Genomic DNA, 23907 nt, shown 5'->3' with positions numbered 1-23907 from the left:
GCTTTAGCAAAGTTTTAAACTTTCTTGAAGTTGTGAAAAGATAAACGGATGAATATTGGGTATATTTGATAAATCTATGTCAGAATCTGGAAGTTATATTAATAAAAAGGAAGTCCTTTCTTTTAATGATTTAGACGAATCATTAACGTATAGCTACGCCAACTATCTTACCTGGCTGTTTGATGAACGTGTTGAACTGATTAAAGGGAAGATATTTAAGATGAGTCCCGAGCCTTCGAGGCTTCATCAGCAGGTTTCCATTTATATTTCTTCATCGCTCTTTAATTATTTAGGAAATAAACCCTGTAAAGTTTATACCGCTCCCTTTGACGTTCGTTTTCCAAAAGAGAGCAAAGATGATAAAGACATTTATACCGTATTGCAACCTGATATTTGTGTAATCTGTAATCCTGCTAAACTGGACGAACGGGGTTGTATCGGTGCTCCAGACATTGTAGTTGAAATACTATCGCCGGGAAATAATAAAAAAGAATTACTCTATAAATATCAGGTTTATGAAGAATTTGGTGTTAAAGAGTACTGGGTTGTTAGTCCTGCCGATAAGACATTCCTGAAATATACGCTCGATCAAAATGGAAGATTCAATCCTTCCAGGTTATTTACTTTAAGCGAAAAGGTGTCATCTGAAGTGCTACCCGGTTTTGAATTAAATCTGGATGAGGTTTTTGAGGATTAAGGAATAAGTGAAGACGTATTTATAGCATTAAAACTGGAGTTTCTGCTACTATCCGTTATCCTTCTTGTGCTTTTGAAGTAAGTCAATATCTCCCAAATCTTTATTTCTGCCTGTCGATTTTTTGTTTTGAATAAAATCCTGAATACTAATGAAAGGTATTTGTAACCCATCAAACTCCCCTTGTATCCTGTTTTTATAAGCCAGCTCAAATGTTACTCCTGAAATAGAATTAAGAATATCAATTCTCAGCGGAGGATAGCCTAACTGAGTTACGTAATTTTCTCTAATAAAGTCTTCTGCAATCAGCCCTAATGAACTAAAGCCAAAATCATTAATTACATTTACTACTTTTAGTGCATTGTCAGGCGCTGGCTTTATCCAGATATCTAAATCTCCCGTATGTCTTGGCCTGCCATGAAAAGCTAAGGCATGAGCGCCGACAATCAAATATTCAACCTGATGCTTATTCAATAATTCTATAAAATCAACAAAATCGGGTTCGAATATCATAATGGCCTTTTATTGGCTACTTTTTCTATTTTGGCAGGAAAGGAGCACTTGTGTGATGTGAAGTACATTTTGCGTAAACGATAAACTTCCTGAAGACGCTCAGATGCATTTTTATTCAGCCAGAATAAAAGGTCTAAATCGTCCTCTTCTTCCATCTTAACCTGGCTAACAACAATAGCAATTTTTTTTTTATTCTCCATTTTGATTATAATGTAATCAAAAATACTCAAAATTAGGGGTAAAATTGATAAGTTTCTTAATTGATATTAATAACCAATCTTATAATAGCACAAGTATATATGTATGTTCGAAAATAGTAGTGCACCGCAATATTGATACTATTTCTTTGCCTGCTCTCTTTAAATCTTCCGCCCCTATAACCTACAACACTCCAACTTTTTTTCAATTAACCGCTTGAAAATCAAAATTAAGTTTCTACTTTTGCATTCCTTTTTAGCATACACATTTTGTGTGCGAAAAAATATAGAATAAAAGCAAATAAATTAAATTAAAAAAACAGTAAATGCCTACTATTCAACAATTAGTTAGGAAAGGTAGAGTAGCTCTGGAGGATAAGAGTAAATCCCCGGCGTTGGACAGCTGTCCACAGCGAAGAGGCGTGTGTACCCGTGTATACACCACTACCCCTAAAAAACCAAACTCAGCGATGCGTAAAGTTGCCCGTGTACGTTTAACAAACGGAAAAGAGGTAAACGCTTACATTCCGGGTGAAGGACACAACTTGCAGGAGCACTCAATCGTATTGATCCGTGGTGGTCGTGTTAAGGATTTGCCAGGTGTACGTTACCACATCATTCGTGGTGCACTGGATACTTCCGGTGTTAACGGAAGAAATCAGCGTCGTTCTAAATATGGTACTAAACGCCCTAAACCAGGACAAGCGGCAGCGGCTCCTGCAAAAGGTAAAAAGAAATAAGTAAAGGAGGATAACAGAAATGAGAAAGTCGAAACCAAAAAAACGTATTATCCTGCCTGATCCGAAATTCAATGACGTGATGGTAACCCGTTTTGTAAATAACATGATGTACGACGGGAAAAAGTCTATTGCTTATTCAATTTTTTACGATGCAGTTGAGCTTGTAGAAAAAAGAACCAACGAAAGTGGGTTAGAAGCATGGAAAAAAGCGTTAAACAATGTTATGCCTGCTGTTGAGGTTAAATCTCGCCGTGTAGGTGGTGCTAACTTCCAGGTTCCAACAGAAGTTCGTCCTGAACGTAAAATTGCGCTGGGAATGAAATGGTTGATTTTATATGCCCGTCGTCGCGGAGAAAAAACCATGATGGAAAAGCTGGCTGGTGAAATTATCTCTGCTTCTAAAGGTGAAGGTGCAGCAGTGAAAAAGAAAGAAGATACCCACAAGATGGCAGAAGCTAACAAAGCCTTCTCGCACTTTAGATTTTAAACAATGACTGAATGATAGAATGACTGAATGAGTGAATATCAATCTTTCAATAATTCAATCTTTCAATAATTAAAAACATGGCAAGAGATTTAAAATATACAAGAAATATCGGGATTGCTGCTCACATTGATGCTGGTAAAACTACCACTACCGAGCGTATCCTGTATTATGCAGGTGTAAATCATAAAATTGGTGAGGTGCATGAAGGAGCTTCTACTATGGACTGGATGGTTCAGGAAGCAGAACGCGGAATCACCATCACTTCTGCAGCAACAACTGTATTCTGGAATTACAGAAATAACAAATACCAGGTAAACGTTATTGATACTCCCGGACACGTGGATTTTACCGTTGAGGTAAACCGTTCCCTTCGTGTGTTAGACGGACTGGTATTCTTATTTTCTGCGGTTGATGGTGTTGAGCCACAATCAGAAACTAACTGGCGCCTGGCTAACAATTACAATGTGCCTCGTATCGGTTTCGTTAATAAAATGGACCGATCTGGTGCTGACTTCCTAAAGGTTGTTAAGCAAGTTAGAGAAATGTTAGGCAGCCACGCTGTACCTCTTCAAATTCCTATCGGTGCTGAAGATCAGTTTAAAGGGGTTGTTGATTTAATTAACTTCCGCGGAATCGTATGGAATGAGCACGATAAAGGAATGACCTTTACAGAAGTTCCTATTCCTGATGATTTGATTGATGAAGCAAACGAATGGAGAGAAAAACTTCTTGAAGCTGTAGCAGAATACGATGAAACATTGATGGAGAAATTCTTTGATGATCCATCTACCATTACTGAGCGTGAAGTTCTTGACGCATTGCGCCAGGCTACTTTAGCTGGTAAAATCGTTCCGATGACCTGCGGTTCATCTTTCAAGAATAAAGGTGTGCAAACGATGCTTGATTATGTGATGGAATTACTTCCTTCACCGCTTGATCAGGAGGCGATCACAGGAACTAATCCTAACACTGGAGAAGAAGTTTCACGTAAACCAGATGTAAAAGAGCCTTTTGCAGCATTGGCATTCAAAATTGCTACCGATCCGTTTGTAGGTCGTCTTTGCTTTATTCGTGTTTACTCAGGTAATCTCGAAGCTGGTTCTTACGTTTACAATGCCCGTTCTGAAAATAAGGAGCGTATTTCACGTATTTTCCAGATGCATGCCAACAAGCAAAACCCTATCCCTAATGTAGGTGCGGGAGATATTGCTGCAGTAGTTGGTTTTAAGGATATCAAAACCGGAGATACGCTATGCGATGAAAAATCGCCTATCGTTCTTGAATCTATGCAGTTCCCTGAGCCTGTAATTGGTTTAGCTATTGAGCCAAAAACTCAGGCGGATATGGACAAATTAGGCCTTGCTCTTGGTAAATTAGCTGAAGAGGATCCTACGTTCCAGGTTAAAACAGACGAAGATACCGGCCAGACTGTTATTTCAGGAATGGGTGAGCTTCACCTGGATATTATTATGGACCGTCTAAAACGCGAGTTCAAAGTAGAAGTTAACCAGGGAGCGCCGCAGGTTGCTTATAAAGAGGCAATTACCGGAACAGTTCAGCATCGTGAAACTTACAAAAAACAAACTGGTGGTCGTGGTAAATTCGCGGATATTCAGGTAATCATCTCACCGGTGGATGAAGGAAAAACCGGACTTCAGTTTGTTAATGAGATTGTAGGTGGTGCTATCCCTCGTGAGTATATCCCTTCAGTTGAAAAAGGATTTGCAGCTTCTATGAGCAATGGTGTGTTAGCAGGTTTCCCTGTAACAGACATGAAGGTTCGTTTAGTTGACGGATCGTTCCACGCTGTCGATTCAGATTCACTGTCTTTCGAAATTGCGGCTCGTTCTGCATTCCGTGAAGCATTGCCAAAATGTAAGCCGGTATTGATGGAGCCCATCATGAAAATTGAGGTTCTTACTCCGGAAGAAAACATGGGGGATGTAATGGGAGACTTAAACCGTCGCCGGGGACAGTTACAGGGTATGGATACACGTGCCGGTTCTCAGGTGATCAAAGCTTTGGTTCCGCTTTCTGAAATGTTTGGTTATGTAACCCAGTTACGTACTATCACTTCAGGCCGTGCAACTTCAACTATGGAGTTTGACCACTACGAGCCAGCTCCTAAGAACGTTCAGGACGAAGTAATTGCTAAATCAAAAGGCAAGTCAGTTAATGCATAACGCATAATGCGAAGAACCGAGAGTATACTTTGCTCTCTGCTCTTCGCTTTTAAAATAAACACCTGTAATAATTAATAGCTCTTATTGCAGGAATAAAAAACAAAAACAAAAATGAGCCAAAGAATCAGAATTAAATTAAAGTCGTACGATTACAATCTGGTTGATAAATCAGCAGAAAAAATCGTAAAAACTGTAAAGCCTACAGGCGCCGTGGTAAGTGGTCCGATTCCGCTTCCAACTGAAAAGAAAGTTTTCACTGTTTTGCGTTCACCACACGTTAACAAAAAAGCTCGTGAGCAGTTTCAGTTATGCGCTTACAAAAGGCTTTTGGATATTTATAGCTCCAACTCTAAAACTGTAGATGCGTTGATGAAACTTGAACTTCCAAGTGGTGTTGAAGTAGAAATCAAGGTTTAATTACATACGATTTAAGAAGTAGAGACCGCTTTCGTAATTTGAAAGCGGTTTTTTTTGTTTCTGTATTTCTATAGTCATTATCGCTAATTCAAAATAACTTTATTTCCTAAACTACTATTTGTAATTATCTTAGCGGCATGATCATTGGAATCATCGGATTAGGAGATATCGGTTCACTGTGTGCTTTGCAATGGGCACAGCAGGGTTATGAGGTGTATGGTTCTGATTTACCTGAACGTTACCCAGAACTCGTAAAAAAATTTGAAAATACAACCGTTAAAATTCTTCCCGATTCTGTAAGTGTAGCCCGCCAGGCGGATTTTCTTTTATATTCTGTTGAAGCTGCTAAAATTAAAGAGGTGGTTATGGCTACCGCCGATTATGTAAAAGCAAATGCAATTGTAGGTGGTCAAACTTCTGTCAAGCATCCGGAAATAGATGCTTTTGAGAAATACCTGCCCGAAACAACTTCAATATGTACCTGCCATTCATTGCACGGGCCGGCTTTTTCTACCGCTGGGCAAAAACTGGTCGTGGTGCCTCACCGGGTTAAAAAGGAAATATATAATCAGGCTTTGGAGATTTACAAGGCGTTAGGATCTGAAATTATTGAAATTGAATCCTATCTGCTGCATGATCAAATAATGGCAGACACGCAGGCAGTAACCCACATGGGTTTCGAAAGCATGGGAACAGCCTGGAAAAATGCCGGCGTTTATCCCTGGGATCACGGAGCGTATTCAACCGGAATAGATAACGTAAAAATACTTACAACTCTTCGTATTTTCAGTTATAAAGCGCATGTTTATGCGGGTCTGGCGATTCTCAATCCGTTTGCCAAAAAGCAGGTAAGGCAGTATGCCAAATCGGAGTCTGAGCTTTTTAAGCTAATGATTTGTGAGAAGGAAGCAGAGTTCAGGAATAGAATTAAGACTGCGAGTGAGTTCGTTTTTCATGGTGAAAGGGATTTTATCACGTTAGACGATACTGTTATGGCTGATTTTCACATGAATGAAGAAATAGCCTCGCAGATCCCTAACTCGCATTTAAGTTTGCTGGCAATGGTTGATGCATGGCATCAGCTGAAGATAAATCCCTACGAAAATTTAATTTGCCAGACTCCGCCATTCCGGTTGCGTTTAGGAATAACAGAGTATCTTTTTAAAAATAACGGCCTTCTGGAAGAAACTATCCATACTGCTTTATATAATAAAAGCATTCGTGCCGACGATCTTGAATTTCATTCTGCTGTTCGCGAATGGGCTTCTATCATCGAATACGGCGACATGAATGGTTACCTGACTCACTTTAATCAGGTTCAGGACTTTTTTGCCGACAGATTACAGGAAGGAGCAAAACAAAGCTCCAGATTGATTCAGAAATTAAGTAAGTAAGCGTAGACAATAAAATTTTTCCTTAATAAAGGAATTCCATCCTTGACGAAGGAGTTTGAAATGCGCCCTGTTTACTACTGCTATCTTCTTATCAGGAAGTATATATTTTTTAAAAAATAACTTCCTAAGTATTTGAGAATTAATTAATCTTTTCTATCTTTGCCCTCCCTTTGAGGGGTTTACTATGCCTTGAACGAAGCCCTACTGCTTCGATGGGCGAAAAAGATTTAAAAGAAAATGTCAGGAATTATTGGAAAAAAAGTAGGAATGACCAGCATTTTTGATGCCGACGGAAGAAATATTCCGTGTACGGTTATCGAAGCTGGCCCTTGCGTTGTAACGCACCTTCGCACTGCTGACAAAGACGGATATGATGCCGTTCAGTTAGCGTTTGATGAAAAGAAGGAAAAAAACACCTCTGCAGCATTAAAAGGACATTTTTCAAAAGCAAACACAACTCCAAAGCGCAAGCTTGTGGAGTTTAAAACGTTTGAAGATGAAAAAAGTTTGGGCGATACTGTAACTGTAGAAATTTTTGCTGAAGGCGACTTCGTAGATGTGGTTGGTACTTCAAAAGGTAAAGGTTTTCAGGGTGTTGTTAAGCGTCATGGTTTTGGCGGGGTGGGTATGCAAACTCACGGTCAGCACAACAGGTTAAGAGCACCAGGTTCATTGGGAGCTTCATCCTGGCCATCACGCGTGTTTAAAGGAATGCGTATGGCAGGCCGTACTGGCGGAGCCCGCGTTAAAGTTCAGAACCTGCAGGTTTTGAAAATTTATCCAGAACAAAATTTATTAGTAGTTAGTGGTTCTGTTCCCGGAGCTAAAGGTTCTTATGTAATCGTGGATAAATAAGATGGAAGTTAAGGTAGTAAATATTTCAGGTAAAGAAACAGGTGCCAAGGTGCAACTTCCTGAAGCGGTTTTCGGTGTAGAGCCTAACGATCATGCAATTTACTTAGATGTGAAACAATACCTTGCAAATCAGCGTCAGGGTACTCATAAATCTAAGCAACGTAATGAAATTGCCGGGTCAACCCGTAAATTACATAAACAAAAAGGAACAGGCGGTGCACGTGCAGGTAATATCAAATCGCCGTTATTTAATGGTGGCGGTCGTGTATTTGGCCCTCAGCCGCGTGATTACAGCTTTAAGTTGAATAAGAAATTAAAGCAACTGGCTCGTAAATCAGCCTTATCATATAAAGCGAAAGATAATAATATCGTAGTTCTTGAAGATTTTACATTTGATACTGTAAAAACTAAAAACTATATAAAATTAGTAACAGATCTGAATGTTGCTACTGAAAAAACGCTTTTGGTTTTACCAGCTGCTAGTAACAACGTGTATTTATCAAGCAGAAATTTAAAGAAAGCAAAAGTAATCACTGCTGATCAGTTAAATACGTATGATGTATTGAACGCAGGCAAACTTTTGTTAACTACAGGTTCTGTTAAAACATTGGAGGAGGCACTGGCCAAGTAATATGGAAATTTTAAAGAAACCTATTTTAACAGAAAAGGCATCGATTTTAACTGAGAAGTTAAATAGGTATGCATTTAAAGTAGATCACAGAGCCAACAAATTGCAGATCAAGACGGCAATTGAGCAAATGTATGGTGTAAACGTTGAAGCGATTAACACCATCGTGGTATCTGGAAAAACAAAAAGCCGTTACACTAAAGCCGGTACAGTTACCGGTAAGGCAGCCAAATTTAAAAAGGCTATTGTAACGCTTAAAGATGGTGAAACTATTGACTTTTACAGCAATATTTAATTAGAACATGGCAGTTAGAAGATTTAAACCGGTTACCCCAGGTACTCGTTTCAGAGTAGGCGGAGACTATTCGGATGTTACAACCAACGTTCCTGAAAAATCGTTAGTTGTTGCAATCAAGAAGTCAGGTGGTAGAAATAATACCGGTAAAATGACTATGCGTTATCTCGGTGGGGGACATAAAAAGTCATACCGATTGATTGATTTTAAACGCGATAAAAAAGATATCCCCGCAACTGTTGCCACAATTGAGTACGATCCAAACCGTACCGCACGTATCGCCCTTGTAAATTATGCAGATGGCGAGAAGCGTTACATCATCGCTCCGGAAGGTTTACAAGTTGGCCAGACAATTATTTCTGGTGAGGCTGTTGCTCCGGAAGTAGGAAATGCGCTTCCATTAAAAAGTATTCCTCTTGGTTCAATCATTCATAACATTGAATTGAATCCTGGTCAGGGTGCGTCTATTGCAAGAAGTGCAGGTACATATGCCCAGCTTTCTGCAAGGGATGGTAAATATGCTATTATCAAATTGCCTTCAGGTGAAACCCGTATGATCCTTGCAACTTGTATGGCTACTATCGGTACTGTTTCTAACTCTGAAAAATCTAACGAGGTGTTAGGTAAAGCAGGTAGAAAACGCTGGTTAGGACGTCGTCCGAGAGTAAGAGGGGTTGCAATGAATCCGGTAGATCACCCTATGGGAGGTGGTGAAGGTAGAGCATCAGGAGGTCACCCTCGCTCAAGAACCGGTGTATTAGCAAAAGGCTACAAAACCCGTAATAAAAAGAAAACCTCAAATCGTTATATAATTGAAGGGAGGAAAAAATAATGGCTCGTTCGGTTAAAAAAGGCCCTTATATAGATCATAACTTAGAAGGTAAAGTACTTTCTCAGAATGAAAGCAACAAAAAATCAGTGATTAAAACATGGTCTCGCAGATCAATGATATCACCGGATTTTGTTGGACATACATTTGCTGTTCATAACGGAAATAAGTTTATCCCGGTGTATGTAACAGAAAACATGGTTGGTCACAAGTTGGGAGAATTTGCTCCAACCAGAACATTTAGAGGTCACGCTGAAAAGAAAAAATAAGCAATGGAAGCAGTAGCAAAATTAAATAATTGCCCTACCTCACCTCGTAAAATGAGACTGGTTGTTGACCTGATCCGCGGTGAGCGTGTAGAAAAAGCGTTATACATTTTAAAGTATACAAATAAAGAAGCTGCACAGAGAGTTGAGAAACTATTATTGTCGGCCATTAAAAATTGGGAAGCTAAAAACGAAGGTCAGCGCCCTGAAGACAGCGGATTGTTTGTGAAAACAGTATTCGTTGACGGCGGTCGTCAGTTAAAAAGACTCAGACCAGCACCGCAAGGCCGTGGATACAGAATACGTAAACGTTCTAACCACGTTACCCTTGTAGTAGATAGCAAGAATCTTGAAACACAAAACTAATTGAGTAGAAATGGGACAAAAAGCACATCCAATAGGTAACAGATTAGGAATCATCAAAGGTTGGGATTCTAATTGGTTCGGTGGCAACAACTACTCCGATAAATTAGTTGAAGATGAAAAGATTCGTAAATACTTATCAGTTCGTATTTCAAAAGGTGGCGTTGCAAAGTTAGTTATTGAGCGTACGTTAAAGCGTATTACCGTAACTATTCATACAGCACGTCCTGGAATCGTAATTGGTAAAGGTGGACAGGAAGTTGACAAGATCAAAGAAGAGTTAAAGAAGCTTACTAAAAAAGATGTTCAGATTAACATCTTTGAGATAAAACGTCCGGAATTAGATGCACAACTGGTGGCAGAAGGTATTGCAAAACAGTTGGAAGCTCGTATTTCTTTCCGTCGTGCAATGAAAACTGCAATCGCATCCACTATGCGTATGGGTGCAGAAGGAATTAAAGTAATGTGTTCCGGCCGTTTGGGAGGTGCAGAAATGGCACGTACCGAACAGTACAAGGAAGGAAGAATTCCATTGCATACATTCCGTGCGGATATTGATTACGCATTGGCAGAAGCACATACAACCTACGGTAAGATCGGTGTTAAAGTTTGGATTTGTAAAGGTGAGGTTTACGGAAAACGTGATCTTTCTCCAAACATCGGACAAACTTCAAACACAAGAGGAAGAGCAGAAGGTGCTGCTTCATTTGGTGGCGGTGAAAGACGTGGCGGTGGCAATGACAGACGCGGAGGTAATGACAGACGTGGTGGAGATAATCGCGGCGGACAGAATCGCGGAGGTCAGGGACAAAATCGTGGCGGGCAAAACCGTGGCGGAGGTCAGGGTGGCTTCAGAGGAAAGAAATAATTAATTAAAGACGTCGTTTCGATAAAAAAATAAGAACATGTTACAGCCAAAGAGAACGAAGTTCAGAAAGATGCAAAAAGGCAAAATGAAAGGTCTGGCCACTCGTGGGGCAGAGCTTGCATTCGGTTCTTTTGGAATAAAATCATTAGAACCAGCCTGGATAACCAGCCGTCAGATTGAAGCAGCACGTATTGCAGTTACCCGTTTTATGAAACGTGAAGGTCAGGTTTGGATACGTATTTTCCCTGACAAGCCGGTTACTAAAAAACCTGCAGAGGTACGTATGGGTAAAGGTAAAGGTGCACCTGAATATTGGGTGGCAGTTGTGCGTCCTGGAAGAATGATATTTGAAGCTGAAGGTGTGCCTTTAGAAGTAGCTAAAGAGGCATTACGTTTAGCCGCTCAAAAACTACCAGTTCAAACTAAATTTGTAATACGTAGAGATTACGTAGAAGCATAAACAAGTTATAAGATTAGGTTCTAAGTTATAAGTCAACACTTACAACCTGCAACTTAAAACTTACAACTTATAATATTATAAAAGAGATGAAAAACTCAGAAATTTTAGAGCTTTCAAGCGAAGAGATCGTTGCGAGGATCAGCGAAGAAAGAGCAAACCTTAGAAAATTAAAGTTTGCCCACGCGGTATCTGCAATTGAAAATCCTTCACGTATAGGTAAGATCAGAAAAGACATTGCTCGCTTAAACACAGAATTGACTAAACGTAAGGCGGTAACAGCTGCCGACACTCAGTCCGCTTCTGAAACTGAATAACTTTAGAGTCGAAATGGAAAGAAAATTAAGAAAAACTCGTATCGGGTTGGTGGTTAGCAACAAGATGGATAAATCTATCGTAGTTGCTGTTGAGCGGAAAGTGAAGCACCCGATTTATGGTAAGTTCGTGAAGAAAACTACCAAATTTATGGCTCATGACGAGGCTAACACATGTGGTATTGGTGATACTGTGTTAATCATGGAAACTCGTCCTCTGAGTAAGACAAAGAACTGGAGATTAGTTGAAATTTTAGAAAGGGCTAAGTAACATGGTACAACAGGAATCAAGACTGAATGTTGCTGACAACAGCGGAGCTAAAGAAGTTTTAGTGATCCGTGTTTTAGGCGGTACCGGAAAGCGTTATGCTTCTTTGGGTGACAAAATTGTTGTGACCGTAAAAAGTGCGCTTCCATCAGGTAACGTTAAAAAAGGAACTGTTTCTAAAGCAGTGGTTGTTAGAACCAAAAAAGAAGTAAGACGTAAAGACGGTTCTTACATCCGTTTCGACGATAACGCCGCAGTATTACTTAACAACCAGGACGAGCCGCGTGGAACACGTATTTTCGGTCCGGTAGCGAGAGAACTGCGTGAAAAACAATTCATGAAAATTGTATCATTAGCACCGGAGGTTTTGTAAAATGGAAAGAAAAAGTAATACACAACCTAAATTGAAAATCCGCAAAGGAGACCTGGTACAGGTTATTGCCGGAGATTCAAAAGGGAAACAGGGAAAAGTTTCGGAAGTACTGTTGAAAGAAAACAGAGCAATAGTGGAAGGTGCTAATTTGGTATCTAAACATACTAAGCCGAGTGCTGCAAATCCAAATGGCGGTATAATAAAACAAGAAGCTCCTATTCATATTTCTAACCTGATGGTTATTGACCCTAAATCAGGAAAACCAAGCCGTGTAGGTAAAAAGAAAAATGCTGAGGGTAAATCAGTTCGTATAGCAAAAAAATCTGGGGAGGAAATTAAGTAATGACTTACGTACCAAGATTAAAATCAAAATATAAAGATGAGATCCGCACCGCTCTGAAAGAGAAATTTCAGTATAAAAGCGTAATGCAGGTTCCTAAATTGCAAAAAATTGCGATTAACCAGGGCGTTGGTTCTGCCACAACTGACAAGAAGCAAATTGAAAATGCAATTAATGAGCTTAGCACCATTACAGGTCAGCAGGCTGTTTCATCAAAGTCCAAAAAGGATATTTCAAACTTCAAATTACGTAAAGGAATGCCGATCGGTGTTCGTGTAACTTTACGTGATAACCAGATGTATGAGTTTCTTGACCGTTTAATTGCAGTAGCATTGCCTCGTATCCGCGATTTTAAAGGAATCAACGATAAAGGATTTGATGGCCACGGAAATTATACTTTAGGTATATCTGAACAGATTATCTTCCCCGAAATCAATATTGATAAGATCAATAAGATAATGGGTATGGATATAACATTTGTAACTTCAGCAACTAATGATGTAGAAGCGTTGGAGTTATTAAAACAATTTGGTTTACCATTTAAAAATCAAAATACTACTACTAATGGCTAAAGAAGGTGTAAAAGCACGTGACGTTAAACGTGCACGGTTAGTTGCCAAATATGCAGAAAAACGTGCTGCTTTAAAAGCCGCAGGAGACTGGGTTGGATTAGATAAACTTCCAAAAAACTCTTCTCCGGTTCGTCAGCATAACCGTGATAAAATTACTGGCCGCCCCCGCGGATATATGCGTCAGTTTGGAATTTCCCGTGTTACTTTTCGTGACATGGCCTTAGCTGGAAAAATTCCCGGCGTAAAGAAAGCAAGCTGGTAAAAAGAGTTGTAAGTTTTTTGGTTTTAAGTTGTAAGTATTTCACTTATGCTTAAACTTATAACATACAACTTATAATATAAATATTAACCGGTAGAAGGTCCTCACTGGAAACCACTATCACAACAAATAAAAATGAATACAGATCCAATAGCAGATTATCTTACAAGAGTAAGGAATGCCATCAAGGCCAACCATCGGGTTGTAGAAATTCCTGCATCAAACCTCAAAAAAGAAATCACAAAAGTTCTTTTTGACAAAGGTTACATCGCGAACTATAAATTTGATGATAACAATACTCAGGGCATTATTAAAATAGCTTTGAAATATCATCCAATTACCAGAGTTCCTGCTATTCGCACCATTACACGTGTGAGTAAACCCGGTTTGAGAAAGTATGCAGGTGTTGGCGATATGCCACGTGTTTTAAATGGTTTAGGGATCGCTATCCTTTCCACTTCTAAAGGTGTAATGACTGATAAGGAAGCCCGGAATATGAACATCGGTGGCGAAGTTTTATGTTACGTTTATTAAATATAAGGAGCCTTAACGATGTCAAGAGTAGGAAAAGCCCCAATCGCAATCCCCGCTGGTGTAACAGTTACAGTATCTAACGATAATGTAGTAACAGTGAAGGGACCAAAAGGAGAATTAACTCAAAAAGTTGATTCAGATATAACTATCGCTCAGGAGGACGGACAGGTATTAGTACAGCGCCCTTCTGATCAGAAACGCCATAAAGCATTACATGGTTTATACCGTGCTTTAATAAATAATATGGTTAAAGGCGTTACCGAGGGATATAAACTGGAACAAGAATTAGTAGGTGTAGGTTACCGTGCAACAAATCAGGGAAATACCTTAGACTTAGTTCTTGGTTATTCTCACCATTATGTATTTGAGTTGCCAAAAGAAATTAAAGTAGCTACAACTGCAGAAAAAGGTAAAAACCCAACTATTATTTTAGAAAGTATAGATAAACAATTATTAGGACAAGTTGCTGCTAAAATACGCTCCTTACGTGCTCCTGAACCATACAAAGGAAAAGGTATTAAGTTTGTGGGTGAAGAGCTTAGAAGAAAAGCAGGTAAATCGGCATCTAAAAAATAATCATCATGGCAGGAATTAAATTATCTCGCAGAGAGCGAATTAAACAAGGCATTAGAAAGAGATTGTCCGGATCTGCTGAACGTCCACGCTTATCAGTGTACAGAAGCAATAAAGGTATTTATGCCCAAATTATTGATGATACAACAGGTAAAACTTTAGTTTCAGCGTCATCTTTATCAAAAGAATTTTCTGCTAACGGAACTAAAATTGACCAATCAAAAGCTGTTGGCAAACTGGTGGGTGAAAAGGCGGTAGCGGCTGGCATCAATCAGGTTGTTTTCGATAGAAACGGTTATTTGTATCATGGCCGTGTTAAGTCACTGGCCGAAGGTGCACGTGAAGCTGGTTTAAACTTTTAATCTCAGAAGAATGTCAACAATTAATATAAAAAGAGTAAAATCAAGCGAAATTGAATTAAAAGATCGCTTAGTAAGTATCCAGCGTGTAGCGAAAGTTACTAAGGGAGGGCGTACTTTCAGTTTTTCAGCAATTGTTGTTGTTGGAGATGAAAATGGTGTTGTAGGCTACGGTCTTGGTAAAGCAAAAGAGGTAACTGAAGCTATCGCTAAAGGTATTGATGATGCAAAAAAGAATTTGGTAAAAGTTCCCGTAATTAACGGAACAGTACCTCACGAACAATACGGAAAGTTTTCAGGCGGTTATGTTTTCATTAAACCGGCAGCAAACGGTACCGGTGTAATTGCCGGTGGTGCAATGCGTGCCGTATTGGAGAGTGCCGGTGTACATAACGTATTGGCAAAGTCAAAAGGATCATCTAACCCCCATAACGTGGTAAAAGCAACTGTTTCAGCATTATCGCAAATGCGTGATGCTTATACAGTAGCACAGCAACGTGGTGTGGATCTTAAAAAAGTTTTTAACGGATAATCATCATGGCGAAGATCAGAATAACTCAAATTAAAAGCGTTATCGACAGAAGCGAGCGCCAGAAACAAACTATGCAGGCATTGGGCTTGAAAAAGATCAACCAGGCTGTAGAAGTAGAAGCTACCCCGGCAATTATCGGGATGGTAAGGAAAGTTAATCATTTAGTAGCAGTAGAAAGTATTTAATCATGAACTTAAGTAACTTAAAACCTGCAGAAGGTTCAACCAAAAATAAAAAGCGTATAGGCCGTGGTACTGGTTCGGGCCGTGGAGGTACTTCAACACGTGGTCATAAAGGTGCGGGATCCCGTTCAGGTACTTCAACTAAAATTGGGTTTGAAGGCGGACAGATGCCTTTACAGCGCCGCTTGCCAAAGGTAGGCTTTAAAAATATCAATCGTGTGGAATACGTAGGTGTAAACCTGGATGTATTGCAGGGGTTGGCAGAAAAATTTAATTTAACTGCAATTGATTTTTCAACTTTAAGAGAGCATGGTCTTGTTTCTAAAAACGACAAAGTTAAAATCTTAGGTCGTGGAGAACTGACAAGCAAACTGGAAATTACAGCACATGCTTTTACCCAAACTGCTCAAAAAGCAATCGAGTCAGCTGGTGGAGCAATTGTAAAATTGTAGTAAATGAAAAAGTTAATCACAACTTTATCCAATATCTGGAAGATTGAAGATTTAAGAGTGCGTATTTTAAACACACTCTTATTTCTTTTAATTTATCGCATTGGTTCTTTTGTTGTACTTCCAGGAGTTGACGCCAATGTTATTCAAAATACACAGGCCAAGGAAGGACTTCTTGGGCTGCTTAACATGTTTGCGGGAGGGTCATTTTCAAGAGCATCTATATTTGCGATTGGCGTGATGCCTTACATTTCTGCCTCCATTGTTGTTCAGCTTCTCGGTATTGCTGTTCCTTACTTCCAGAAAATGCAAAAGGAGGGTGAAAGCGGACGTAAGAAAATCAATCAGATAACAAGATATTTAACTGTATTGATTGCTGCGGTACAAGCTACTGCTTATGTTCGTACCCAAATTGCACCTGAGGCTAAAATGATGGCTGAGCCTCTGTTTACTATTTCATCTATGGTTATTTTAACAGCCGGAACTATGTTTGTTATGTGGCTTGGTGAAAAAATAACTGATAAAGGAATTGGCAACGGTATCTCTCTTATCATCATGATCGGTATTATTGCCCAGTTGCCAAGCGGAATCATTCAGGAGTTTGCTTCTCGTATGGGCGGACAAGGGGGAATAATTCCTTTTCTTGTTGAGCTTGTAGCTCTTTTCTTCGTAGTGATTTTCACCATTCTTATTGTTCAGGGTACAAGAAAGGTACCTGTACAATATGCAAAGAAAATTGTTGGAAACAAGCAGTATGGTGGTGTAAGGCAGTATATTCCGTTAAAAGTAAATGCGGCAGGTGTAATGCCTATTATTTTTGCTCAGGCAATTATGTTTATTCCGGCTACAGTAGGGCAGTTCTTTCCTTCAATGCAGGGTTCGTTTTTAACTTCATTAAGCAATTATACTTCTGTTGCTTATAATGTTACTTTCGCCATCCTGATCATTGCTTTTACGTTTTTTTATACAGCAATTACAATAAATCCGGTTCAAATGTCTGACGATATGAAGAAGAACGGCGGATTTGTTCCTGGTGTTAAACCAGGTAAGGCTACGGGTGATTATATTGATGCGGTTATTTCAAAAATCACACTTCCGGGATCTATATTTTTAGCTATTATAGCGATATTGCCTGCATTTGCAACTTTATTGGGAGTAAATTCTCAATTCGCTCATTTCTATGGGGGAACTTCTTTACTGATTTTGGTAGGAGTAGTGCTGGATACATTGCAGCAGATTGAAAGCCATTTATTAATGCGTCATTATGACGGATTAATGAAAACCGGAAGAGTTAAAGGACGCACGGCGATTTCTACTGGTTCGGGTCCGGTGATATAACGTAAAGCCTCATGCCAAAGATAAATTATAAGTCTGCAGAGCAAGTAGAGGCTATAAGAAAAAGTTCTTTGCTTCTTTCTAAAACGAATGCTGAAATCGCTAAAGCAATTAAGCCTGGTGTCAAAACTATCGAACTTGATAAAATTGCCGAAGCGTATATTCGTGATAATGGTGGTATTCCGGCCTTCTTAAATCATAACGGATTCCCCGGGTCTCTTTGTATTTCTGTTAATGACCAGGTAGTTCACGGATTTCCGGGAACTTATGAGCTGAAAGACGGAGATATAATTTCTGTTGATTGTGGAGTAATCCTTGATAAGTATATATCAGATTCTGCCTATACATTTCCTGTAGGTGAAGTAACATCCGAAGTGAAAAAGCTATTACAGGTAACTCAGGAGTGTTTAAGCCTTGCCATTCAGAAAGCGGTAGTGGGGAATCGGATAGGAGATATTGGTTTTGCAGTTCAGGAGCATGCTGAGAAGAACGGATTCGGAGTTGTGAAGGAACTTGTTGGTCATGGTGTCGGATTGAAACTTCATGAGAAACCTGAAGTACCAAACTATGGTAAGCGAGGATCCGGAATAAAGCTTGAAGAAGGAATGGTGCTGGCTATAGAGCCGATGATTAATCTGGGTAGGGCAGGAGTGAAGTTCTGGAAGGATGGCTGGACAGTCAGTACCTCTGACGGAAAGCCTTCTGCACATTTTGAACATACTGTTGCTATTAAAAAGGGTAAAGCGGATGTATTAACCACATTCGAGTATATTGAAGAAGTTTTAGAACAAAAAAAGTAAAATATAAAATTTTTTATTTAATTTTGCGTCCCCGAAAGTTTGGGCTTAATTAAGTAAAAATCAATAAAATATGGCTAAACAAGCCTCTATTGAACAAGACGGTATAATAAAGGAAGCATTATCAAATGCAATGTTTCGCGTTGAACTGGAAAATGGTCATGAGATTATTGCTCATATATCCGGGAAAATGCGAATGCACTACATTAAAATTTTACCGGGTGATAAGGTAAAATTGGAAATGTCTCCTTACGACCTAACAAAAGGCAGGATAACGTATAGATATAAATAAGATGAAAGTTAGAGCATCAATAAAAAAACGCAGCGCTGATTGCAAGATTATTCGTCGTAAAGGAAAGCTTTACGTGATAAACAAGAAGAATCCTAAGTACAAACAGCGTCAGGGTTAATTATAATAGTAAACTATCAAGAAATAATAAATGGCAAGGATAGCAGGTATTGATTTACCAAGAAACAAAAGAGGAGAGATCGGACTTACTTACATTTATGGTATCGGCAGATCTACAGCTCAAAGCATTTTAGATCAGGCTGGTATTGGTTATGATGTAAAAGTACAAGAATGGACCGATGATCAATTAACAGCCATTCGTGGTATTATCAACGATCAGATAAAAGTAGAAGGTGCTTTACGCTCTGAAGTACAGTTAAATATCAAGCGTTTAATGGATATTGGCTGTTACAGAGGGTTACGCCATCGTAAAGGTTTACCTGTACGCGGACAGAGAACAAAGAATAACTCCCGTACACGTAAAGGAAAACGTAAAACAGTTGCTAACAAGAAAAAGGCTACTAAATAGAAAATAATAGATGAGAGATGGGCATCAGATGGCAACATCATGCTGTCAGATCTCTCGGAATAAAAAGATAAAAAAAGATATGGGGTACCGGAGCTGCGAGTTTAAATATTCCAGGTTTCATCATCTCAAATCTCAAATCTCAAAAAAATGGCTAAGACTAAAAAAGTAACCAAAAAGCGTATTGTTGTAGTAGAACCGGTAGGTCAGGCACACATTAACGCTACATTTAATAATATCATTGTAACCTTAACCAACAGCCAGGGCCAGGCAATTTCATGGTCATCTGCTGGTAAGATGGGTTTTAAAGGCTCTAAAAAGAATACTCCTTACGCTGCGTCACAAGCTGCTGCAGATTGTGGTAAAGTAGCGTTCGACTTAGGTTTACGCAAAGTTGAAGTTTTTGTAAAAGGCCCGGGGGCTGGTCGCGAGTCGGCTATACGTACTTTACAAACTGCGGGTATTGAAGTAACAACTATAAAGGATATTACTCCGTTGCCTCACAACGGCTGTCGTCCTCCTAAAAGAAGAAGAGTTTAATTAACAATAATTTTAAAGATAAGATTCTGCGGCTACAGGTTGCATGATACTTTAAAGAGAAAACAATGGCAAGATACACAGGTCCAAAATCCAAAATCGCCCGTAAATTCAGAGAGCCTATCTTTGGCCCTGATAAGGCATTAGAAAGAAAAAATTATCCTCCGGGAATGCATGGTGCTTCAAAGCGCAGAGGAAAACAATCCGAATATGCAATCCAGTTGATGGAGAAACAAAAAGTAAAGTATACTTATGGTGTTTTAGAGCGTCAGTTCGAAAACTTATTCCATACAGCTTCATCTAAAGAAGGGATCACAGGTGAAAATTTGTTGAAGCTTCTGGAAGCGCGTTTAGATAATACGGTTTATCGTCTTGGGATTGCACCAACTCGTTCTGCTGCCCGCCAGCTTGTAAGCCACAAACATATCACTGTAAATGGTGAAGTTGTAAACATTCCTTCATATTCTTTACGTGCAGGCGATGTAGTAGCTGTTCGCGAACGTTCTAAAGCTTTAGAAGCAGTTACAAATTCAGTAGCAGGAAGAAAAATAAATAAATACAATTGGTTAGAGTGGGATGCAACTAATTTTTCAGGTAAGTTCCTGAATTATCCAACCCGTGATGAGATTCCTGAAAATATTAAGGAAAACCTTATCGTCGAGTTATACTCTAAGTAATACAATATATCAGCTGCCTTAGAGGCAGCTTTATCCATTTTCAAACATTTAACACGAAATAAATGGCAATTTTAGCATTTCAGAAACCTGATAAAGTAATCATGCAGAAATCAACTGATTTCGACGGCACATTCGAATTTCGCCCGTTGGAACCTGGTTTCGGTGTTACTATTGGTAATGCTTTACGACGTATTTTGTTATCTTCATTAGAAGGATATGCAATTACCTCCGTTCGTTTTTCAGGTGTTTCTCATGAGTTTTCAACTATTAAAGGAGTTGTTGAAGACGTTACTGAGATCATCCTGAACTTAAAGCAAGTTCGTCTTAAAAAGACCGGCGAGTCTGGCGATTCTGAAAAAATATTTGTAATTATTAACGGCCAGGATAAATTTACTGCAGGTGATATTACTAAATTCTCTAGTAATTTCACTGTTTTAAATCCTGATCTGGTTATCTGTAACATGGAAACTTCAGTTACACTTGAAGTTGAACTTACGGTAAACAAAGGAAGAGGTTATATCCAGGCCGAAGAGAATAAGAATGCCGATGCACCTGTAGGTGTAATAGCAATTGATTCTATTTATACTCCTATTAAGAACGTTAAATATACTATTGAGAACTATCGTGTAGAGCAAAAAACTGACTACGAAAAGTTAGTTCTTGATATTAATACTGACGGTTCTATTCATCCGGAAGACGCTTTAAAAGAAGCCGCAAAAATTCTTATCCACCACTTCATGTTATTTTCTGATGAGAATATTATGCTTGAAGCGCAGGCTAAAGAAGAAACTAAGGAAGTTGATGAAGAAATCCTTCATATGCGTAAAATCCTTAAAACTGAACTGGTTGACCTTGATCTTTCTGTACGTGCGCTGAACTGTCTTAAAGCAGCAGATATTCGCACGCTTGCCGATCTTGTTTCCTACGATGTGGCAGATATGCTGAAGTTCAGAAACTTTGGTAAGAAATCGTTAACAGAAATTCAGGATTTGGTTAAGTCAAAAGGACTTTCTTTCGGAATGAATCTTTCTAAATATAAATTAGACGAAGAATAATTTAATAAAAAGCGACCTGTTGCATAATTCCTTCGCCTTTTTGCGAAACGGTATGCACGAAACACTAAGAAAATGAGACACGGAAAAAAACACAATCACTTAGGCCGCACCGATAGCCATCGTAAAGCAATGCTGGCTAACATGGCATCATCTTTAATCCTGCATAAAAGGATTCAAACAACATTGGCAAAAGCGAAAGAACTTCGCAAATACGTTGAGCCTTTAATTACTAAATCTAAGAACGATACTACACACTCTCGTCGTACTGTATTTAGTTACCTTCAAAACAAAGAGGTGGTTACTCTTCTATTTCGCGAAGTAGCTGAAAAAGTAGCTAATCGTCCCGGTGGTTATACCCGGATTTTAAAGTTAGCCAATCGTTTGGGAGATAATGCAGAAATGGCATTGATCGAACTGGTTGACTACAATGAAACGTTTAAAAATGACGGTGTTGCTCAGCCAGAGAAGAAAGCAACACGTCGTCGTAGTTCAGGTAAGGCTAAGAAATCGGATACCGCTGCAGCTGAAGCAGCTGTAGAAACTCCGGTTGTTGAAGAAGCACCTGAAGCTCCACAATCTGAAGATTCTGCAGAAGAAGCTAAATAATACTTATTACTATTATTTTAAGAGCGGCAATGAACCTAATCATTGCCGCTTTTAGTTTTATTCTGACAAGCTGTCATTTTTTAATTCGACAGCGTTTAATCTTAAATATCATTTGACTGTCACTTACCCAAATCAACTGACAATGTGAAATTGGCATAACCCTTGCTGTTTCCTTTCGGATTTACAATCTATCTGAATTAAAAATCTTAGAAAGGATATATTAAAATGTCAAAAATTATTGGTATCGACTTAGGAACAACAAACTCATGCGTAGCCGTTATGGAGGGTAATGAACCCGTTGTAATAGCTAACAGTGAGGGAAAACGCACTACGCCATCCATTGTGGCTTTTGTAGAAAACGGAGAACGTAAGGTAGGAGACCCTGCTAAACGTCAAGCTATTACTAACCCTAGAAAGACTATTTACTCAATAAAACGTTTTATGGGTAATAGTTATGATGAAGTAACAAAGGAAATACAGCGTGTGCCATATTCTGTGGTAAAGGGTGATAATAATACTCCACGTGTAGAAATAGACGACCGTAAATACACTCCTCAGGAAATTTCAGCTATGATTCTTCAGAAAATGAAGAAAACAGCAGAAGATTTTCTTGGACAGGAAGTTTCAGAAGCAGTAATTACAGTTCCTGCTTATTTTAATGATGCTCAGCGCCAGGCTACCAAGGAAGCCGGTGAAATTGCAGGCTTAAATGTTCGTCGTATAATTAATGAGCCTACTGCAGCTGCTCTTGCCTATGGGTTAGATAAAGCGCATAAGGATATGAAAATCGCGGTATTTGATTGCGGTGGTGGTACTCATGACGTTTCAGTTCTTGAATTGGGCGACGGGGTTTTTGAAGTAAAATCAACGGATGGTGATACCCATTTAGGTGGTGATGACTTTGATCAGGTAATTATCGACTGGCTGGCAGAAGAATTCCAGAATGAAAATGGAATGGATCTTCGCAAGGATGCTATGGCTTTACAACGTTTGAAAGAAGCTGCTGAAAAAGCTAAAATCGAGCTTTCAAGCTCTACTCAAACTGAAATTAATTTACCTTATATCACTGCCGATCAAACCGGGCCTAAACACCTTGTAAGAACATTGTCCCGGGCAAAATTTGAGCAGCTTGCAGATAGCCTTATTAAAAGGACTATTGAACCATGCCGTTCTGCCCTTAAGAATGCCGGATTATCAACAAGTGATATAGATGAAATTATCCTGGTTGGTGGTTCTACCCGTATTCCTGCGATTCAGGAAGCCGTGAAAAGCTTTTTTGGAAAAGAACCTTCAAAGGGTGTTAATCCCGATGAGGTGGTCGCAATCGGTGCGGCTATTCAGGGTGGTGTATTAACAGGCGAAGTTAAGGATGTGTTACTTCTTGACGTTACTCCGCTTTCTCTTGGTATTGAAACTATGGGTGGCGTAATGACTAAATTGATTGAAGCAAATACAACCATTCCAACAAAAAAATCAGAGACTTTCTCAACAGCTTCAGATAACCAGCCTTCTGTAGAAATTCATATTTTACAGGGAGAACGCCCAATGGCGAGAGATAACCGTACTATTGGCCGTTTCCATTTGGACGGAATTCCACCTGCACCTCGTGGTATCCCTCAAATTGAAGTAACATTTGATATAGATGCGAATGGTATTCTGCATGTTTCAGCAAAAGATAAAGCAACTAATAAAGAGCAGAAAATACGTATTGAAGCTTCTTCCGGCCTGACCGATGAAGAGATCAAAAAGATGCGTGAAGAAGCCGAAAGAAATGCAGAAGCAGACAGACAGGCGAAAGAAGAGGTTGATAAGTTAAATGCTGCTGATGCCTTGATATTCTCGACAGAGAAACAACTGAAAGAATATGGCGAAAAGATTTCTTCTGATAAAAAAGATCCGATAGAAAGTGCATTGAAACGCTTGAAAGATGCTCATGCTTCTAAAAACTTTGCAGAAATGGAAAGTGCACAGACCGAACTTCAAAATGCATGGAATGCAGCTTCTGAAGAGATGTATAAAGCAACTCAGGGAGCACCTGACCAGGCAGCAGGGGCAGATGCCTCAGCAAATCCTGGCGGAGCACCGGAAGATCATGTTACGGATGTAGATTTTGAAGAAGTAAAAGACGACAAAAAATAAGTCAG

General features: G+C 39.3%; 38 protein-coding genes. 36 read left to right on the top strand and 2 right to left on the bottom strand.

Features of this window, described 5'->3' with window-relative positions:
- Window positions 1-76: 76 nt before the first annotated feature.
- Entirely contained in the window at window positions 77-697 is a 621-nt protein-coding gene (locus ACLCDL_RS13605) for a Uma2 family endonuclease (RefSeq protein ID WP_423148887.1), read from the top strand.
- Between the two features lie 48 nt (window positions 698-745).
- Here the strand turns inward: ACLCDL_RS13605 and ACLCDL_RS13600 are convergent, their stop codons facing one another.
- Together ACLCDL_RS13600 and ACLCDL_RS13595 are read right to left on the bottom strand one after the other, a co-directional pair.
- Window positions 746-1207: a DUF6036 family nucleotidyltransferase gene (locus ACLCDL_RS13600; protein ID WP_423148886.1), complete on the bottom strand. Its 462-nt coding sequence runs from the start codon at window positions 1205-1207 to the stop codon at window positions 746-748.
- Window positions 1204-1407: a hypothetical protein gene (locus ACLCDL_RS13595; RefSeq protein WP_423148885.1), complete on the bottom strand. Its 204-nt coding sequence runs from the start codon at window positions 1405-1407 to the stop codon at window positions 1204-1206. Before ACLCDL_RS13595 ends, ACLCDL_RS13600 begins: the two co-directional genes overlap by 4 nt.
- Before the next feature lie 323 nt (window positions 1408-1730).
- On the opposite strand from ACLCDL_RS13595, the gene rpsL reads away from it, so the two are divergent.
- The 35 genes from rpsL (at window position 1731) to dnaK (ending at window position 23902) form a co-directional block, all read left to right on the top strand.
- Window positions 1731-2144: a 30S ribosomal protein S12 gene (gene rpsL, locus ACLCDL_RS13590; protein ID WP_128769576.1), complete on the top strand. Its 414-nt coding sequence runs from the start codon at window positions 1731-1733 to the stop codon at window positions 2142-2144.
- Between the two features lie 19 nt (window positions 2145-2163).
- Window positions 2164-2631, top strand: coding sequence for a 30S ribosomal protein S7 (rpsG, locus tag ACLCDL_RS13585; RefSeq protein ID WP_423148884.1), 468 nt, complete (start codon window positions 2164-2166; stop codon window positions 2629-2631).
- A gap of 77 nt (window positions 2632-2708) precedes the next feature.
- Window positions 2709-4814: an elongation factor G gene (fusA, locus tag ACLCDL_RS13580; RefSeq protein ID WP_423148883.1), complete on the top strand. Its 2106-nt coding sequence runs from the start codon at window positions 2709-2711 to the stop codon at window positions 4812-4814.
- Between the two features lie 111 nt (window positions 4815-4925).
- Window positions 4926-5231, top strand: a complete 306-nt coding sequence (gene rpsJ, locus ACLCDL_RS13575) for a 30S ribosomal protein S10 (RefSeq protein ID WP_084237698.1) — start codon at window positions 4926-4928, stop codon at window positions 5229-5231.
- A gap of 137 nt (window positions 5232-5368) precedes the next feature.
- Window positions 5369-6625: an NAD(P)-binding domain-containing protein gene (locus ACLCDL_RS13570; RefSeq protein ID WP_423148882.1), complete on the top strand. Its 1257-nt coding sequence runs from the start codon at window positions 5369-5371 to the stop codon at window positions 6623-6625.
- A gap of 237 nt (window positions 6626-6862) precedes the next feature.
- Window positions 6863-7480, top strand: a complete 618-nt coding sequence (gene rplC, locus ACLCDL_RS13565) for a 50S ribosomal protein L3 (RefSeq protein ID WP_423148881.1) — start codon at window positions 6863-6865, stop codon at window positions 7478-7480.
- 1 nt (window position 7481) lies between these two features.
- Window positions 7482-8111 carry a 50S ribosomal protein L4 gene (gene rplD, locus ACLCDL_RS13560; protein ID WP_423148879.1) on the top strand — a complete coding sequence of 210 codons (630 nt, stop codon included), beginning with the start codon at window positions 7482-7484 and terminating at the stop codon, window positions 8109-8111.
- Between the two features lies 1 nt (window position 8112).
- A complete protein-coding gene (gene rplW, locus ACLCDL_RS13555; protein ID WP_423148878.1) occupies window positions 8113-8403 on the top strand; it encodes a 50S ribosomal protein L23 in 291 nt (96 codons plus the stop codon).
- Window positions 8404-8410: 7 nt separating this feature from the next.
- The gene (gene rplB, locus ACLCDL_RS13550; RefSeq protein WP_423148877.1) at window positions 8411-9235 is read left to right on the top strand and encodes a 50S ribosomal protein L2; all 825 of its coding nucleotides are present in this window, start codon (window positions 8411-8413) and stop codon (window positions 9233-9235) included.
- Window positions 9235-9501, top strand: a complete 267-nt coding sequence (gene rpsS, locus ACLCDL_RS13545) for a 30S ribosomal protein S19 (protein WP_423148876.1) — start codon at window positions 9235-9237, stop codon at window positions 9499-9501. Before rplB ends, rpsS begins: the two co-directional genes overlap by 1 nt.
- 3 nt (window positions 9502-9504) lie before the next feature.
- On the top strand, window positions 9505-9864 hold the full coding sequence (gene rplV / locus ACLCDL_RS13540; RefSeq protein WP_423148875.1) for a 50S ribosomal protein L22: 360 nt from the start codon (window positions 9505-9507) through the stop codon (window positions 9862-9864).
- Window positions 9865-9874: 10 nt separating this feature from the next.
- Window positions 9875-10729 carry a 30S ribosomal protein S3 gene (rpsC, locus tag ACLCDL_RS13535; protein WP_423148874.1) on the top strand — a complete coding sequence of 285 codons (855 nt, stop codon included), beginning with the start codon at window positions 9875-9877 and terminating at the stop codon, window positions 10727-10729.
- 37 nt (window positions 10730-10766) lie between these two features.
- Window positions 10767-11189, top strand: coding sequence for a 50S ribosomal protein L16 (gene rplP, locus ACLCDL_RS13530; protein WP_423148872.1), 423 nt, complete (start codon window positions 10767-10769; stop codon window positions 11187-11189).
- 86 nt (window positions 11190-11275) lie between these two features.
- Window positions 11276-11503, top strand: coding sequence for a 50S ribosomal protein L29 (gene rpmC, locus ACLCDL_RS13525; RefSeq protein ID WP_423148871.1), 228 nt, complete (start codon window positions 11276-11278; stop codon window positions 11501-11503).
- Between the two features lie 13 nt (window positions 11504-11516).
- Window positions 11517-11771, top strand: a complete 255-nt coding sequence (gene rpsQ, locus ACLCDL_RS13520; RefSeq protein ID WP_423148870.1) for a 30S ribosomal protein S17 — start codon at window positions 11517-11519, stop codon at window positions 11769-11771.
- A 1-nt stretch (window position 11772) separates the two neighbouring features.
- A complete protein-coding gene (gene rplN / locus ACLCDL_RS13515) occupies window positions 11773-12141 on the top strand; it encodes a 50S ribosomal protein L14 (protein WP_423148869.1) in 369 nt (122 codons plus the stop codon).
- Window position 12142: 1 nt separating this feature from the next.
- On the top strand, window positions 12143-12484 hold the full coding sequence (rplX, locus tag ACLCDL_RS13510) for a 50S ribosomal protein L24 (protein ID WP_423148868.1): 342 nt from the start codon (window positions 12143-12145) through the stop codon (window positions 12482-12484).
- Window positions 12484-13053, top strand: a complete 570-nt coding sequence (gene rplE, locus ACLCDL_RS13505) for a 50S ribosomal protein L5 (protein ID WP_423148867.1) — start codon at window positions 12484-12486, stop codon at window positions 13051-13053. The genes rplX and rplE overlap by 1 nt, the downstream gene beginning before the upstream one ends.
- Window positions 13046-13315, top strand: a complete 270-nt coding sequence (rpsN, locus tag ACLCDL_RS13500; protein WP_423148866.1) for a 30S ribosomal protein S14 — start codon at window positions 13046-13048, stop codon at window positions 13313-13315. Before rplE ends, rpsN begins: the two co-directional genes overlap by 8 nt.
- A 132-nt stretch (window positions 13316-13447) precedes the next feature.
- On the top strand, window positions 13448-13846 hold the full coding sequence (gene rpsH / locus ACLCDL_RS13495; RefSeq protein ID WP_423148865.1) for a 30S ribosomal protein S8: 399 nt from the start codon (window positions 13448-13450) through the stop codon (window positions 13844-13846).
- An 18-nt stretch (window positions 13847-13864) separates the two neighbouring features.
- The gene (gene rplF / locus ACLCDL_RS13490) at window positions 13865-14422 is read left to right on the top strand and encodes a 50S ribosomal protein L6 (protein WP_423148864.1); all 558 of its coding nucleotides are present in this window, start codon (window positions 13865-13867) and stop codon (window positions 14420-14422) included.
- 5 nt (window positions 14423-14427) lie between these two features.
- Window positions 14428-14781 (top strand): 50S ribosomal protein L18, encoded by a 354-nt coding sequence (gene rplR, locus ACLCDL_RS13485; protein WP_479725327.1) that lies wholly within the window; start codon window positions 14428-14430, stop codon window positions 14779-14781.
- A gap of 10 nt (window positions 14782-14791) precedes the next feature.
- Window positions 14792-15310: a 30S ribosomal protein S5 gene (gene rpsE, locus ACLCDL_RS13480; protein WP_479725326.1), complete on the top strand. Its 519-nt coding sequence runs from the start codon at window positions 14792-14794 to the stop codon at window positions 15308-15310.
- Between the two features lie 5 nt (window positions 15311-15315).
- Window positions 15316-15495 carry a 50S ribosomal protein L30 gene (gene rpmD / locus ACLCDL_RS13475; protein WP_423148863.1) on the top strand — a complete coding sequence of 60 codons (180 nt, stop codon included), beginning with the start codon at window positions 15316-15318 and terminating at the stop codon, window positions 15493-15495.
- Between the two features lie 2 nt (window positions 15496-15497).
- Entirely contained in the window at window positions 15498-15944 is a 447-nt protein-coding gene (rplO, locus tag ACLCDL_RS13470; RefSeq protein ID WP_423148862.1) for a 50S ribosomal protein L15, read from the top strand.
- 3 nt (window positions 15945-15947) lie between these two features.
- Window positions 15948-17279, top strand: coding sequence for a preprotein translocase subunit SecY (gene secY, locus ACLCDL_RS13465; protein WP_423148861.1), 1332 nt, complete (start codon window positions 15948-15950; stop codon window positions 17277-17279).
- A gap of 11 nt (window positions 17280-17290) precedes the next feature.
- On the top strand, window positions 17291-18076 hold the full coding sequence (gene map, locus ACLCDL_RS13460; RefSeq protein WP_423148860.1) for a type I methionyl aminopeptidase: 786 nt from the start codon (window positions 17291-17293) through the stop codon (window positions 18074-18076).
- A gap of 70 nt (window positions 18077-18146) precedes the next feature.
- Complete coding sequence (gene infA, locus ACLCDL_RS13455) at window positions 18147-18365, top strand: translation initiation factor IF-1 (protein WP_021071231.1); 219 nt, start codon at window positions 18147-18149, stop codon at window positions 18363-18365.
- A gap of 1 nt (window position 18366) precedes the next feature.
- Window positions 18367-18483 (top strand): 50S ribosomal protein L36, encoded by a 117-nt coding sequence (gene rpmJ, locus ACLCDL_RS13450; RefSeq protein WP_008506259.1) that lies wholly within the window; start codon window positions 18367-18369, stop codon window positions 18481-18483.
- A gap of 30 nt (window positions 18484-18513) precedes the next feature.
- The gene (rpsM, locus tag ACLCDL_RS13445; RefSeq protein WP_423148858.1) at window positions 18514-18891 is read left to right on the top strand and encodes a 30S ribosomal protein S13; all 378 of its coding nucleotides are present in this window, start codon (window positions 18514-18516) and stop codon (window positions 18889-18891) included.
- 147 nt (window positions 18892-19038) lie between these two features.
- Complete coding sequence (gene rpsK / locus ACLCDL_RS13440) at window positions 19039-19428, top strand: 30S ribosomal protein S11 (RefSeq protein WP_423148857.1); 390 nt, start codon at window positions 19039-19041, stop codon at window positions 19426-19428.
- 65 nt (window positions 19429-19493) lie between these two features.
- Window positions 19494-20102 carry a 30S ribosomal protein S4 gene (gene rpsD / locus ACLCDL_RS13435; protein ID WP_423148855.1) on the top strand — a complete coding sequence of 203 codons (609 nt, stop codon included), beginning with the start codon at window positions 19494-19496 and terminating at the stop codon, window positions 20100-20102.
- A gap of 62 nt (window positions 20103-20164) precedes the next feature.
- Window positions 20165-21157 (top strand): DNA-directed RNA polymerase subunit alpha, encoded by a 993-nt coding sequence (locus ACLCDL_RS13430; protein WP_423148854.1) that lies wholly within the window; start codon window positions 20165-20167, stop codon window positions 21155-21157.
- 72 nt (window positions 21158-21229) lie between these two features.
- Window positions 21230-21763 (top strand): 50S ribosomal protein L17, encoded by a 534-nt coding sequence (rplQ, locus tag ACLCDL_RS13425; protein ID WP_423148853.1) that lies wholly within the window; start codon window positions 21230-21232, stop codon window positions 21761-21763.
- Window positions 21764-21988: 225 nt separating this feature from the next.
- Entirely contained in the window at window positions 21989-23902 is a 1914-nt protein-coding gene (gene dnaK / locus ACLCDL_RS13420) for a molecular chaperone DnaK (protein WP_423148852.1), read from the top strand.
- The last annotated feature ends 5 nt before the right edge of the window (window positions 23903-23907 follow it).

The organism is Rubrilithobacter danxiaensis (assembly GCF_047272945.1).
GTDB lineage: Bacteria > Bacteroidota > Bacteroidia > Sphingobacteriales > Sphingobacteriaceae > Rubrolithibacter > Rubrolithibacter danxiaensis.
The sequence above is the reverse complement of the archived record's forward strand: the minus strand, read 5'-3'. Positions and strand labels throughout refer to the sequence as shown.